General features: G+C 37.6%; 16 protein-coding genes. 12 read left to right on the top strand and 4 right to left on the bottom strand.

From position 1 onward, the window contains the following. Positions 1 to 5 precede the first annotated feature (5 nt). From LG336_RS17065 to LG336_RS17025, 9 genes are all read left to right on the top strand, one after another. Positions 6 to 335, top strand: a complete 330-nt coding sequence (locus tag LG336_RS17065) for a PadR family transcriptional regulator (protein ID WP_404328682.1) — start codon at positions 6 to 8, stop codon at positions 333 to 335. Continuing rightward, on the top strand, positions 325 to 1,197 hold the full coding sequence (locus LG336_RS17060) for a permease prefix domain 1-containing protein (RefSeq protein WP_404328681.1): 873 nt from the start codon (positions 325 to 327) through the stop codon (positions 1,195 to 1,197). Before LG336_RS17065 ends, LG336_RS17060 begins: the two co-directional genes overlap by 11 nt. Further along, entirely contained in the window at positions 1,194 to 2,231 is a 1,038-nt protein-coding gene (locus LG336_RS17055; RefSeq protein ID WP_404328680.1) for a hypothetical protein, read from the top strand. Before LG336_RS17060 ends, LG336_RS17055 begins: the two co-directional genes overlap by 4 nt. Before the next feature lie 82 nt (positions 2,232 to 2,313). After that, positions 2,314 to 2,589: a hypothetical protein gene (locus LG336_RS17050; RefSeq protein WP_404328679.1), complete on the top strand. Its 276-nt coding sequence runs from the start codon at positions 2,314 to 2,316 to the stop codon at positions 2,587 to 2,589. A gap of 60 nt (positions 2,590 to 2,649) precedes the next feature. Then, positions 2,650 to 3,051 (top strand): hypothetical protein, encoded by a 402-nt coding sequence (locus LG336_RS17045; protein WP_404328678.1) that lies wholly within the window; start codon positions 2,650 to 2,652, stop codon positions 3,049 to 3,051. Between the two features lie 210 nt (positions 3,052 to 3,261). Further along, positions 3,262 to 4,104: a glycerophosphodiester phosphodiesterase gene (locus tag LG336_RS17040; RefSeq protein WP_404328677.1), complete on the top strand. Its 843-nt coding sequence runs from the start codon at positions 3,262 to 3,264 to the stop codon at positions 4,102 to 4,104. A gap of 114 nt (positions 4,105 to 4,218) precedes the next feature. Continuing rightward, positions 4,219 to 4,425, top strand: coding sequence for a helix-turn-helix transcriptional regulator (locus LG336_RS17035; protein WP_404328676.1), 207 nt, complete (start codon positions 4,219 to 4,221; stop codon positions 4,423 to 4,425). Continuing rightward, the gene (locus tag LG336_RS17030; RefSeq protein ID WP_404328675.1) at positions 4,422 to 4,856 is read left to right on the top strand and encodes a hypothetical protein; all 435 of its coding nucleotides are present in this window, start codon (positions 4,422 to 4,424) and stop codon (positions 4,854 to 4,856) included. Before LG336_RS17035 ends, LG336_RS17030 begins: the two co-directional genes overlap by 4 nt. 286 nt (positions 4,857 to 5,142) lie before the next feature. Then, complete coding sequence (locus LG336_RS17025) at positions 5,143 to 6,306, top strand: YecA family protein (protein ID WP_404328674.1); 1,164 nt, start codon at positions 5,143 to 5,145, stop codon at positions 6,304 to 6,306. Between the two features lie 57 nt (positions 6,307 to 6,363). On the opposite strand, the gene LG336_RS17020 is transcribed toward LG336_RS17025, so the two are convergent. The 3 genes from LG336_RS17020 to dpaA all read right to left on the bottom strand — a co-directional run bounded on the left by LG336_RS17020 (position 6,364) and on the right by dpaA (position 8,228). Continuing rightward, the gene (locus LG336_RS17020) at positions 6,364 to 6,666 is read right to left on the bottom strand and encodes a hypothetical protein (RefSeq protein ID WP_404328673.1); all 303 of its coding nucleotides are present in this window, start codon (positions 6,664 to 6,666) and stop codon (positions 6,364 to 6,366) included. A gap of 161 nt (positions 6,667 to 6,827) precedes the next feature. After that, the gene (locus LG336_RS17015) at positions 6,828 to 7,010 is read right to left on the bottom strand and encodes a DUF3896 family protein (RefSeq protein ID WP_404328671.1); all 183 of its coding nucleotides are present in this window, start codon (positions 7,008 to 7,010) and stop codon (positions 6,828 to 6,830) included. A gap of 336 nt (positions 7,011 to 7,346) precedes the next feature. Continuing rightward, the gene (gene dpaA / locus LG336_RS17010) at positions 7,347 to 8,228 is read right to left on the bottom strand and encodes a dipicolinic acid synthetase subunit A (protein WP_404328670.1); all 882 of its coding nucleotides are present in this window, start codon (positions 8,226 to 8,228) and stop codon (positions 7,347 to 7,349) included. 722 nt (positions 8,229 to 8,950) lie between these two features. Here dpaA and LG336_RS17005 point away from each other — a divergent pair. The 3 genes from LG336_RS17005 (at position 8,951) to LG336_RS16995 (ending at position 12,420) form a co-directional block, all read left to right on the top strand. After that, positions 8,951 to 9,577, top strand: coding sequence for a metal-dependent hydrolase (locus LG336_RS17005; RefSeq protein WP_404328669.1), 627 nt, complete (start codon positions 8,951 to 8,953; stop codon positions 9,575 to 9,577). A 585-nt stretch (positions 9,578 to 10,162) separates the two neighbouring features. After that, positions 10,163 to 10,993 carry a glycerophosphodiester phosphodiesterase gene (locus tag LG336_RS17000; RefSeq protein WP_404328668.1) on the top strand — a complete coding sequence of 277 codons (831 nt, stop codon included), beginning with the start codon at positions 10,163 to 10,165 and terminating at the stop codon, positions 10,991 to 10,993. A gap of 395 nt (positions 10,994 to 11,388) precedes the next feature. Then, entirely contained in the window at positions 11,389 to 12,420 is a 1,032-nt protein-coding gene (locus LG336_RS16995) for an SGNH/GDSL hydrolase family protein (protein ID WP_404328667.1), read from the top strand. A 55-nt stretch (positions 12,421 to 12,475) separates the two neighbouring features. Here LG336_RS16995 and LG336_RS16990 read toward each other — a convergent pair whose 3' ends face one another. Continuing rightward, the gene (locus tag LG336_RS16990) at positions 12,476 to 13,063 is read right to left on the bottom strand and encodes a hypothetical protein (RefSeq protein WP_404328666.1); all 588 of its coding nucleotides are present in this window, start codon (positions 13,061 to 13,063) and stop codon (positions 12,476 to 12,478) included. Positions 13,064 to 13,147 lie beyond the last annotated feature (84 nt).

Below are 13,147 nucleotides of genomic sequence, written 5' to 3'. Positions count from 1 at the left end.
CTAGAATGGATAAGGAAATGATGAAAGGCAGCATTGACTTGTTGCTGTTATCTCTGTTGGCTCAACGTGATTTGTATGGGTATGAAATTACGAAAATGCTTAAACAATTAAGTGATGGTAGTTATGAAATGAGTGAGGGAACGCTCTATCCTGCCTTAAAACGGATTGAAAAGAAAATGTGGGTGAGTTCCTATTGGAGTGAAACAGCAAATGGGAGACGCAAATATTATAACATTACCGATTTGGGGAAGGAGGAGCTCGAAAGAAAACAAAAGAATTTCTCGTTAATACAGAACTTGGTTAAAAGGAGTTCGGAGGGATTAGGTGAAATCTAATTTTGAAGCATATGTAGAGAAGATTGTCTCACAAACGGATTGTACGAACGAGGAGAAAGAAGATCTGTTTGAGGAACTGATGGTTCATCTCGAATTGTCGAGAGGTGAACTCATGAGTCAAGGAATGAGTGAAGGAGAGGCCGAACTAAAAGCAATGAAGCTTTTTGGGGTCGAAGAGGATATTGGAGGTCAAATCCAGCAATCCATGTATCCGTATCGGAAGGAACTGATTTTAACTCTGTCAATTGGCTCGATTCTTTTCACAGTAAGCCTCTATCTGTTGTCCTTGTTCCATGAGGGAAATGCGCATATTGGCTGGCTCCTTGTGTCGATGGTTGTGAGTACGATTCTTTTACTAATTGCAATAAACCAAATCTCCCTATTAAATCGAAGACGGTGGTTAAATAGTCTGTTCATTACCCATATTTCCACTAGCTTGTTTGGGTATGCCATCGTTTCAGCGATGGACCATCCAGCTCAATTAGCAATGGTTATTGCCAATTGGGTCATCATTTTTTTAGCCTTGGTCCTTGTTTATCAAACAACGATTTATGAGAGCAAATCCCAAAAGGTGTTAGGCAAGGAATCTAAGAGACTCCATCAGGTGAATTTTATACTGGGAATTGTAACAATTGGTTTTTGCCTATTTTTTATTGGCGGAGGATTGATGCTATTTGGTGGTTTTCATCTTTACATGATTCTCATGAGCCTGCCGTTGGTTTTATGGATATGTCTATATTATGGGCAAATGAAGCTCATTCATAAGCATAAACGAATGGCCTATCTTTTAGCCGTCCTATCCGTATTGATAAATATGTTTATTTTATTAAGAGCTTTTTTGCCGTTAGGAGTTTTTAAATGAAAAAGAAAACCATTTTTGGGGTAATAGGTGTAATTGCATTTGTGACCATTGTTTTATCTGTATTAGGGATGTTTTTTAATAAAAGTGAAGACGAGAAACTGAATGGGTTGTCTGGGTATTACGATGTGACGGAAGAAGGAACCATTGCTTATGTTCACTATACCGATGGAAAACCAAGGATCCGATTATATAATCCTGAAAAATCGGATGACGAAAAAATTTTAGAATTGGAAAATGACCAGTATATTTTAGATCCAACCTTTTCAGCAGATGGGTCGACGATTACCTATATTTCTACTAATAAAAATTTAGAAGAGTCATTGAGTAGCACTATTTATCAATTTAATCTTGAAACGCAGGAAAACCTTGAGTTATTCTCTTTTGATGCTGCGATTACGGAAATTCAGTTTTCGGCAAATGAGGAATCTATGTTCTATTTGATGGCAGGGGTCTTCCAGAATTATTCACCGATTGCTAGCAGGCGACCACATGATTTTGATGTTTATGAGTATCGCTTTGCAGAGGACGAACACATACAACACACGAAGATGAAAGAATATTCGATGCATTCTCTACATAACGCTCCTGATAATGAATCTGTGTTTGTCCGAATGGATGAAGTGGCAGATACGCCTGAGGAAAGTTTTGAGGTTCATCAGCGAATTTTTGAAATTCCACTGGAAGAGCCAAGTAAGCGGAAGGTCATTAGTGATCCTAATCGGGAAGTTGACATTTTTGATTTTACGATTGTTCCAGATAGAAAAGAAATCGTCTTTCAATCAATTGGGAATTTCGATTCTGGTGGTACCTACCAATATGAATTGTATAAATACAATCTAGAGACAAAAGAGGAAGAACAGCTGACAAATCTGAAGGAATATACCACAAATCCTGTTATTAGGCAGAATCAGATTTACTTTATGGTCGACAAGCGGTTCGCCCAAAGAGATTCAGATTATCATCTCTATGTAATGAATATGGATGGAACAGAAGTCAAAGAAATTCAGCTACCAAGTAATCAAACTAGTGAATAAAAGAGAACGAGGAGTCGGTCTTCTGCTCCCAAAATGGGGAGAAGCATGAACTGTCTTCCTGTTTCGAAAGGGGATGTTGAATGTGGCCATTGGAGTAGCACTTTGCCTTTTAGTAGTGGGTGTGGCAATTGGGTACCAACAGAGCGTAGGGAAATCGGCTAAAAGAAAAAAGATTGTTTGGGGAATTACGTTTATGGTAGCTGTGGCTCCATTTTTCTCGTGGTTGGTCGGGATTGGGTATGGAGTAAGTGTTGGAGATGGATTTGCAGCAGCAGGTGTAATGGTCATTTTGTTTCCGATTTTTTTCTTAGGGGGACTCATTGCTTTATTGATGGGGATTTTTGGGAAAGAAAAGTGAGAGTCATAGATAAATAGGGATTGGAGCTTACACATTCTTTTTAAACAAAGGGGGATCTCAATGCAACAGTACACGGGGTTTTTCGTCACATTAGCACTAATTTTTATCATTGTGCTTTTTAATAAATATCTATTTTGGTGGGTCAAAGGCATCATCGTAGCATATTACTTGGTTGTTGCTTATATATTCATCACAGTGAAAAATCGCATTGATAAGGAGTTTGAGGACGTTCGACCTGTTCCAGAGGCCTACTGGGATGAGAACTCTGGTTGGGTTGACACAATAATGAGTTATTTATTCTTGCCATTGGTCGGGTTATTGATCTTCATTTATATCAATTGGTTTCGTAAGGTGAAAACCAATTGGGCTAGGGTCCTCATATTGGTGAGTATCCTACCGGTTGCCATACTGGTTATCTTTTTTAGTTTCATGTTTTCTTTTAGCTATGGCTATAGACAGTAAAAAATAGCAGGCTGGTCCTGCTATTTTTATTTATGGAAAGGGTAGAATTATGAATATGAACGTCACGCATTTTATTTTGTTGATTGGGACATAATTTACATATTTATAATTGTTATGATTGATTGCCTGTTTATCCGCTATAAAATAACTTAACAATGGTTGGCAATTCTTAAATCGTAGTAGATTCTATATACGATGGGAGATGAAGAATTGAAAGCAAAGTGGGTGCTAGTAGTTAGAGCTTTGATAATTGGTTTAACCATACTGGTATTGGGTGAAGCGGTCTTGGCGAAGGATATTGCAAATGTTCCGCATCGAGGTGCTTCTGGACATGCTCCAGAACATACGATTGTTTCCTATCAACTGGGCGAGAAAATGCATGGGGACTATATCGAAGTTGATTTACAGATGACAAAAGATGGTCAGCTAATCGCGATGCACGATTGTACTGTTGATCGAACGACAAATGGAACGGGATTCGTGAATGAGATGACGCTTGCTGAAATGAAGGAACTCGATGCGGGTAGCTGGTTTAATGAACAGTATCCTCAATACGCCAGTCCCGAATATAAAGGGGTGAGGGTTCCGACGCTCGAAGAGGTTTTTCAAACGTTTGGCAAAAATAAGCGGTATTATATTGAAACAAAATCACCAGAGGTTTACCCAGGGATGGAAACAGAATTATTGCGTCTTGTAAATAAGTATAAAATTAACAAGGATACCCTATTGGTTGAATCCTTTAGTCCTGAAAGTTTAATCTCTATAAAGAAACTCGACTCATCGATAAAACTTGTCCAATTACTAAAGTATCAATCAAATGCCGTCATAACAGACGAGGAAATTGATGAAATTAAGGATTATGCAATAGGTATAGGACCAAACCATCATTACTTAAACGAAGATTATGTCCAAAAGGTAGTTAGTAGTGGGCTAGAACTCCACCCATACACTGTTAATGAAAAAGGAAGAATGAAACAGCTAATTAATTGGGGCGTCACTGGAATATTCACTAATTTTCCAGACCTTCTCCACAGCGTAAAAAAGGTAAGGTGAAGCAGGAGAATTTGTTCTCTTGCTTTTTTAGCTTACCTTTGCTGTGCTTACTATATGTAACATATATTTTACATATAGTAATATATATGTTACATTTTAGGTGGAGGGTTCTTTATGAAAAATAATGTAAAGGTTTTACGCACAAAAGCAGGTTTAACTCAACAACAGCTTGCAGATACCGTAGGGATTACAAGACAAACGGTTAGTTTGATTGAAAAAGGAAAGTATAATCCTTCATTAAAGTTGTGCTTACAGATTTGTTATGCTGTACAGGCAAAATTGGATGATCTATTTTGGCTGGAAAAGGAGGAGTTTGAATGAAAAAAATCAGTGATGAGCGATTGATTCTACGAAACTTACAAAATATTAAAATGACGTATATAGTTCAAACAATTGGAATCTTATGTATTCTTGGCTATGAGTTGGTTCAAGGTGGGCTTGAGGGGATGCGACAAAATCCACTTTGGTTAGTTTTTATCTTAACGACAGTTGTTTATTCGTATTTGTCGATGAGCGTTAGCGTTGAACACGAAACAAAGAGGAAGGATCCTAAAAAGTCATTGATGATAAGTGTACTGGTACTAAGTTTGATTACCTTAGCCGTTGGGTACTTTACTTCGATTACACCGAACTATGGATGGGGTGATGGGATATTAATTGGCGCCATTCTGTTTATTTGCGGTTTTATCCCGTGTTTTTATGTCTACCGTTTAAGAGTTAAGCAACAAGAAGATTTAGAGGATGAAGAGTAGCTGTTGCCCCTAAGTGCAGGAAAAAAGGCATATCTATTAAAAGTAGAAAAGTGTCACTTAAAACAATTTATAATCAATCGTATTTATTATGATTATCAGTTTATATTACTTCTGCCCCTGTCTCCATACTTATTCCCTGATTCGACGCGGCAGACTTTATACTCTCTGTAGTTGAACTTAGAATATAGGAAAAAATGCAAGGGAGCAAAACTTTAATCAAAGGTTAAACTAAAGTACAATATAGAAAGCATGTTCACGTAATAACCAAGTGAAAGGAAATATACATATGACTTTTTTAGAAAAAATCAAGCCACATTTAATCAGTGACGACGTGTTAATCCAGGAAGCTGTCCTACATGCCATACACGATTACCCGTATCTGCCTGAGGAACATATAAATGTATTATTAAAAGAAGCTTTTCATAAAAAAGAGAAACAGCTCTCCATTCTTGTCTACATAGCCAACCACTCTCTCAATGAAGAAGCTATACAGACTTTGATTGAACATATTCCAGGAATGGACAAGTCTAATACGCATTTGGCAATAAACTTGCTTAACCAAATGGAACCAGACATTGCCCTTAAGTATAAACCTGCTCTTGAAAACTACGTAAATGCGGACAAGTGGTCGTTATATGAGTTATTGGTTAATGGAACTGAAGAAGAGATATATTCTGAGTACGGGACTTTGGTCAATGTTCTTGAACAGGCTGATTCTTTCCAACATGACGTATTCATAAAAGCAAAACAAGTAGCAGCATGTATTGTGAAAAATGGTTGGGTGACTGAAAATGAGATTGAAGCAGTCATTCAAGGAGAGTTAAAAGAACCTTGGTTTTCTTTTAACGGAATCTTGAATGTGTATATGATTGGATTATTAAAATTGGAGAGGTTTATCCCAACGTTAGCAAGCCTATTAGACCGAGATGATGATGTTCTACTAGATGAAGTCTCAGTTGCATTAATCCGATTTCAGTCAGATGAAGTGGTGGAGAAGGTAAGACCTTATTTACAGAAGGACGAATCGATCATCTTTGCAGCTTCAGTTGTGGAAAATATTAAAACGGACCTAGCTGTTGAAGCGTTACGAGTGGCCTATCAACAGACGGAGGAAGAAGATAGTCAGGATCTTCTTTTTGAGGCACTTTGCCACCAATTCTCGGAAAAAGCATTGCCAGAGATCAGTCAACACATGGAGAAAGAGAATTTTTCAAGTCTTGTGGATATTGAGCAAACAGTCTACAGCTACTATTCGATAGTAGGGCTAGAACACCCTGACTTAGAGGAGTGGAGAAAAGCAGCGATGGAGCGGGAGCTAGAATTTCAAAGGGATAGTGAGCAGGAGACTCTCCTCCAAGATGTACCAGTTCGAAACGAAACCAAAGTAGGGCGTAATGATCCATGCCCTTGTGGAAGCGGGAAGAAATATAAAAAGTGTTGTGGAAAATGATGAAGTGGAAGGATGGTTTCTTGCTTCCATATGGAAGTAAATAACCATCCCTTTACTTCAAGCTTGGACATTTTCGCGTAATTCCTTATACTGGCCGGCTACTAAATCGAAAGTAAAGAGATTAAACTTTTCAGCTTCTAGAAGCTCTTCACCATATTTAATGATGTCGACTCGACGAACTTGAAACATTCGCTTACCGTGCATTTTCCCCCCAAACCAGCTTCTTTTAGCGCCTCTTAAAATTTTTTTGTAGTGAGAGTGATCCTCTTCGTTCGTGATGCCTAGCATTCGTTTTACTATATTTGCTGCCTCCGGAATGGTTACATATCCAGGATCCAAGTGATATCTTCGTCCCATCATAAACCCTCCATATAAAACTTCTTATTATTTTTTATGGAGAATCATAGGAATTCATGACAAAAAGATAGGGATTTTAGTTAGAAAAGAAAGAGAGGAACTTAATAAAAGGAGCATGGGTTTAGCATGCTCCTTTCATTTGCTTTATTTTTAATAATAGTTCCTTACTGATTCACAGAACCACGTTCATAATGATTCATATCTGTTAATTCGATGATATATTCATAGTTAACAATCGACTTATGGATTTCTTCTCTTTCCTCTGGTGATAGGCTTTTATCCTGCATCTTGTTTTCCAAGTTCTGCTTCATTTCCTCTAAGAAATTCCTTACTTCCTTGTAATCCATTTTTCAACACCCCTTATTAGATTTACATTGATATTTAAATGGTTCGAGTATATTTATAGTAAAAGTAATCGCTTTCATACTTTTATTATATAGAATAAAATAAATTTTCAATCCATTAGCCTATTGCGAATTTGTGAAATCTTTTTGAGGGAATTGTGAAACTTCAAACCAGCATGTTGAAAAAGGAGACGGGAAGAATTGCTTATAATGATAAACAATAGCCCCCGTGTTAATTTAGGTGCGGGGGCTTTTCTTACATATTTTTTCTGTAAAATTACATTTGGGTACTTTCCCACTATGTTTCATCAAATAAATAGGAGAGAATTCTGTATCCTGCTAGTTCAATTCCGCTTCCAATAATTCAACAAGAACCTTCGCGATGATTGCTCCTGCTGATTTTGGGGCCACTTTTCCGGGGATTCCTAATTCTAATAACGCCTTTAACCCTTTTTCTTTTGCATATTCAAAATCTGTTCCGCCTGGCTTAGACGCGACATCTATGATTAAAGTGTGTTGGGCCATTTTATCAAGGATATCTGCTGTAAGAATTAAATGTGGAATGGTGTTAATACAAATATCCACATTTTCCATTACCGGTGCGAGATTTTTCAAATGGAAGGGGGTTAAGCCCACCTCGATAATACGGGCCAAATCGGCTTCCTTTCTTGCTCCGACACGAACCTTAGCGCCAACGGCATCGAAAAGACGAGCAATCGTTTTTCCAACTCTACCATAGCCCAGCACCATGACATTTGAACCGTGAATCATAAAATCAGTATGTTCAATGGCAACCTTTAATGTTCCTTCCGCAGTGGGGATGGAATTAAGGATGGCCATATCATCTCTTGCAAACATAGGGATAACCTTTCTACCAGTTGTCTCCATTAAATTTGTTAAGTAGGGGGTCTTAATCCCAGTATAGATGACACAGTGTTCAGGAGTATTTTCGAGATGATCCTTTGTGAGAGCAATCTCTCCATCCGAATAACGAGCTTCAACTTTCCCTTCATGGTCGATGCCAGAAACCGGTACAAGGATGGCATCGACTTGAGAAAAGTCAATCTCCTGTATACCACATTTTATCTTCTCAATGCTGTCATCTACTACTTGAGTAAAACCAACTAATGAAACTTTCGCGCCCTTTTTACTAAAGATTTTTGCGACTTCGATTTGTCGGACATCCCCACCTACTATCAACATGTGAAAGTTCTTTTTCATTCTAATACCACCTTTATGAAATAACAGTCAGTATTCACCTTCCTAAAGAGGTCCAAAACTAATTTACCATTACGGTAAAATATGTATACCCACTAAGATGAGAAACGGCATAATGGTACTTTTTTATATTTACATGGGACAGTTAAATATTCAAAGTCATTTAATGGAACTCTAGATTACCGAAACTATACGTAAAATTCAAAAGATATCAAAGACGTTGTTGATCCACTTGCCTATGCCCCTTAGAAGCCAAAAAATGATTCTGAACGGGAAAAAAATGATTTCAGGAATGTAAAAAAGTAAGTCAAAAATAAAATCTAAAAATGTGTAAGAATCGTTCTCTTTTTTTCTATTTCTATGCGCTACAGTCTTTTTATTCCACCACTTTTGCATGATTATCCTCTCCTTGGTAGGAATAGATGGATTGCTGCATAAACCCTTTAATCATCAATATTGTAACCACATCGACATGTAGATCGACTAAATCGTTAAATTCTTTTAATTAATACGAATCATACTTTATCTAGGTTTCAAGCTATATAAACACTTAAACATACATAGCTAAATCATCTGAATAAAAACCGGTGCTAATTTCGGTGGGTCTTATGAATTTCCGACGAGAAAACCAGAACAAACATTCTTGGAAACTATTTCATTATGATTAAAAGTATTATAGAATAAGTTTCTGAAGTTTTTGTAGTTAGTGGGTAGGGGGAAACAACATGAATGGAACAGCGCATATGCTAATTGGTGCGGGGGTTGGTTTTGTTGCAGCAAATAGCTATCAAACCGATCCAACAGGAACACTATTATTCGTAGGAGTAGGGGCAGTGGCAGGATTAATGCCGGATATCGATATTGATGGGAAGTTAACCAATCGTATTACTTTTTCACATAAAATGATTCAATATATCGCGCAATTAATTGGGTTTATGATGATGATCTATAGTTACATAGAAGGTTCAGGGAAAGAAAAATGGGTAGGGATTGGTGTTGGAATCGGTATATTGTTTATCTCGACTAAAATCACACAAAGGCGGATGCTGACTGTAACAGGAGCTGGGGTTCTAATCGGTGGAATCTCGATGCAAGAACATTGGCTTATTTTATTAGGGATTTTTATTATCATTGCATCGTTTGTTCCGCACCGTAGTTATACCCACTCCCTTTTAGGTTTGGTTGTTTTTGGGTGCATTGGCCATTTATTTGAGCAATCTATTGGGATTGAAGGAGTATACAAGGTGGCAGTAGCCGCTTATGCAAGTCACCTTATTGCCGATATGAAATTCCTCCCGTTTAATCGCAAGGGAGTTAAATTATTTCTGCCGTTATCGTCAAAAGAAATCTAATGGATTGGGAAGGCTGAAACGGCTTGTCGATTGGAAAAAGTATAATTGAGATTATTAATTATATAGCAAAAAAGGTGTAGTTCCTTTAATTTAATAAATAGGAACTACACCTTTTAAATTAACCAAATTAAAGGCACTGTTGATTGGAGTGGAAGGCGGCGAAGACTCCTGCGGGAGTACGGGGCAGGGGAGACCCCACAGGTGCCTAAGGCACCGAGGAGGCTCCCCGGCACGCCCGCGGAAAGCGAAGCCGCCTGGAACGGAAATCAACAACTTTGTTTTAGTACACTTCTAAATTTAAAGAGACTTTTTCAGTGCCCTTGCTTCCGGCAGACGTCTTTTTCTTTTAGGGATTTTTAGAATTTTAAAAAGAAAAGTACTAAAAGAGATTAAGTAGTTAAAAGGGAATGGGAGGGATTTCCTAATTGATCGATTTTTCGCTAGAATTGTAAAAATTCGTAAGGAAATAGGGGGTATTTTGTTCACACAATCTTTATGAAGCTATAAAACTAGCTACATACTCCTTCAACATCTCTTTACTAGAATAGAGTTTGAAATACATATTCTGGATAGGAGATGGTGAAGATGAACAAAAAATTATTAATTGGAACAGGGGTAGCCTTTACATTGTTATTTAGCCCGTTCAGTCAAGGATTTGCGCAAGAACCAACTGTCGGTGAAAGAAAACAAGTGGATAATGTAGCCCACCGTGGGGCAACAGCGTATGCGCCGGAAAATACAATTGCCGGTTTTGATTTAGCTGTCGATATGAAAGCAGATTACATTGAAATCGATGTGCAACGAAGCAAGGATGGGGAGTTAGTATTAATCCATGATACAACCGTCAATCGTACAACAGATGGAACAGGAAAAGTGGGGGATTTAACTTTTGAACAGCTGAGAAGTCTTGATGCCGGTAGTTGGAAAGGGGAGGAATTTGTAGGCGAGCAAATCCCTACATTTGAAGAGATTCTGGATCGTTACCGTGGCAAGGTGGGAATCCTAATCGAATTAAAAGCCCCCGAGCTTTATCCCGGAATGGAAGAACAAGTGGCAGAAGCATTAAAGGAGCGGAATCTTGATAAACCACAAAATGAAAAAATCATTATTCAATCGTTTAATTTCAAATCAATGAAAAAAATGAATGAGTTGCTTCCGGCTGTTCCGATCGGTGTTTTAACTTCTAACCGTGCGCATACAACGCCGGAGGCTTTGCAAGAATTTTCAACTTATGCAGATTGGTTTAACCCAAGCTATGGAATTGTAACAAAAGAATTGGTGAATCAAGTTCATTCTCTTGGGATGCAAATTGGATCATGGACTGTCCGCAGCCAAGAAGCAGCAGACTTCCTATTTGAAATGGGAGTAGACGCAATCATTTCCGATTATCCTGATTACGTTGATCCGAGAAACTAAAGGAATTGAAAAAAAGAAGCAAACTCAGCTAAAAGTAGCTGAGTTTTTTTTTTTGTTTTGGTAGACTCATTCAGTTTACATCAACTGCCATAATCGTTAGGTGGATAAGAGCATTCAAATGTGCGACTAAGATGGTCTATTAGCTGTTTTATATAAGACGAAAACAATAAAGGTTCATAGGCTTGGAACTAACATAAATATTTTGGCATAAATTGTAGGGAACAGGGTACTAGTCAAGTGTCAAACAATTCCTTCGACTTTCTATATTTTGATGGCTTACACTATGGTATTATCCGTGCTAAAATAAATTGACTATTCAACCTAGGGGTGTTTTTAGGAAGACTAATAGGGGAATAGAATGATGACTTTACAAAATTGGTAGGTGTAGTATCAACATGCGTAGACAGAAAATAATAATGATAATTGCTAGCCTGCTATTCGTGAGCTTTTTTCTTTATATATATCTTGCAAATTCTAAACAAACAGAGCAAGTCAGGGTTGAACAGTATGATTCGGTTTGGTTGCAACATGTTGAAAATGTTTCTAGTTTTAACCATACGGAAGAAGAGCATTCGCAGAGTTCTGATGGCCCCTCAGACGACGAAGATGGTGCTCAACCAGAAGCTGCTGCTGATTATGATAGACGAAATATAGCAAAGGAAATTAAGGAAAAAATTAGAGAAGCCGTTGAGGGCACTATCAATTTATTTAAAAAGGACTTGAAAATTGTTGCAATTGGCGACTCTCTTACCCAAGGTGTAGGAGATGAGACAGAAAGTGGCGGCTATGTCGGTATCCTTAACCACACTTTTGAAGATAATAACTTAAAAATAAAGATAAAAAACTACGGTAAAAAAGGCAACCGGACCGATCAATTACTGAAACGGCTTGATAATGAAGAGATCGTTTCCTCCATTAGCAAAGCGGACCTTGTTTTCATTACCATTGGTGCTAATGACATTATGAAGGTAGTAAAAAGTAATTTTACAAATCTAAAGTTAGAGCCTTTTGAAAAAGAAAGACTTGATTATATTGAGAGGTTAACTGCGATTTTTGATAAAATTAATGAAATGAATCCAGATACAAAAATCTATTTAATAGGTTTTTATAACCCGTTTGAACTTTATTTTGGGGATATAGAGGAATTAGGTTTGATCATGAATAGCTGGAATGATACAGGTAAAGCCGTTACTGAAGAATATGAGAATGTCGATTATATTCCAGTTGCAGACTTATTTAGTCAGTCCACCATTGAGTTATTAGCTGATGACTATTTTCACCCAAACACTAGTGGCTACAAACTAATGGCAAAGCGGGTTATCGAATACGTAGATGAGATTGATATTGAAACGGAAATCACAACGGAACCAACAACAGAAACAGAATTGACCAATCAAACAGAAATCGATAATGATAATCTTCAATAATAAAAGGTTATTGTGTAAGGGGAGGGAGTTCTTTCGTAGAACAAACTTCCCTTTTTTATTTTTCGTCTACCTGCTGATTATTGTCTAGTTCATCAAGCGCCCATATATCAGCTATATGGAGTGAATCACCAGAAAAAATACAATATAAGTCAGACACACCGCTATGATATTGCTTCGTGTTTTGTATGACGAAACCATCGTAACCTTGTTTTATTAGATGCTTACGAAATCTCAAATTCGCTTCTTCTTTATTTAAAAGAATAGCCTTGTCCCTCCAGGTCAGCTTCCTTTTCTGTGCGCCTAAGTAATCACAAAACACATCCCGATCATCCATAAATACCTCGTAAGAATGCTTTTCACTACTCGCCTCGTACTTCTTCAAAGTCGGGTCGTCGATATAAACTTTATAAACATAGCCAGTTACGGGCTTGTCAATTTGCACTACTTTAGGCTCGCCATCCTCCCAAAACTCCGTTCGTGATTTTTCAATCACAGTCTCAGTCCCTTCGGCGAAAGGCTTTGCTGATTGGATGTCAGAAGTTAACCAGAACCCAATTGTATCGAGGTCGTTCATAAAAGGTTGAACAACCAATTCTTTATCAAAATGATTAAATTTCCGAATAGATCCATGGTAAATAATCATACAGATACCCCTCCAAATATAGTGTACCCATTTTGGTTCTTGCATTAATCTAAAAATCAAGATTTGAGATGTCTGCTATCGTAA

The organism is Mesobacillus maritimus, from assembly GCF_044803185.1.
Lineage (GTDB): Bacteria > Bacillota > Bacilli > Bacillales > Cytobacillaceae > Mesobacillus_B > Mesobacillus_B maritimus_B.
Note: the sequence above shows the minus strand (reverse complement) of the source record. Positions and strands in the feature narration are given on the sequence as shown.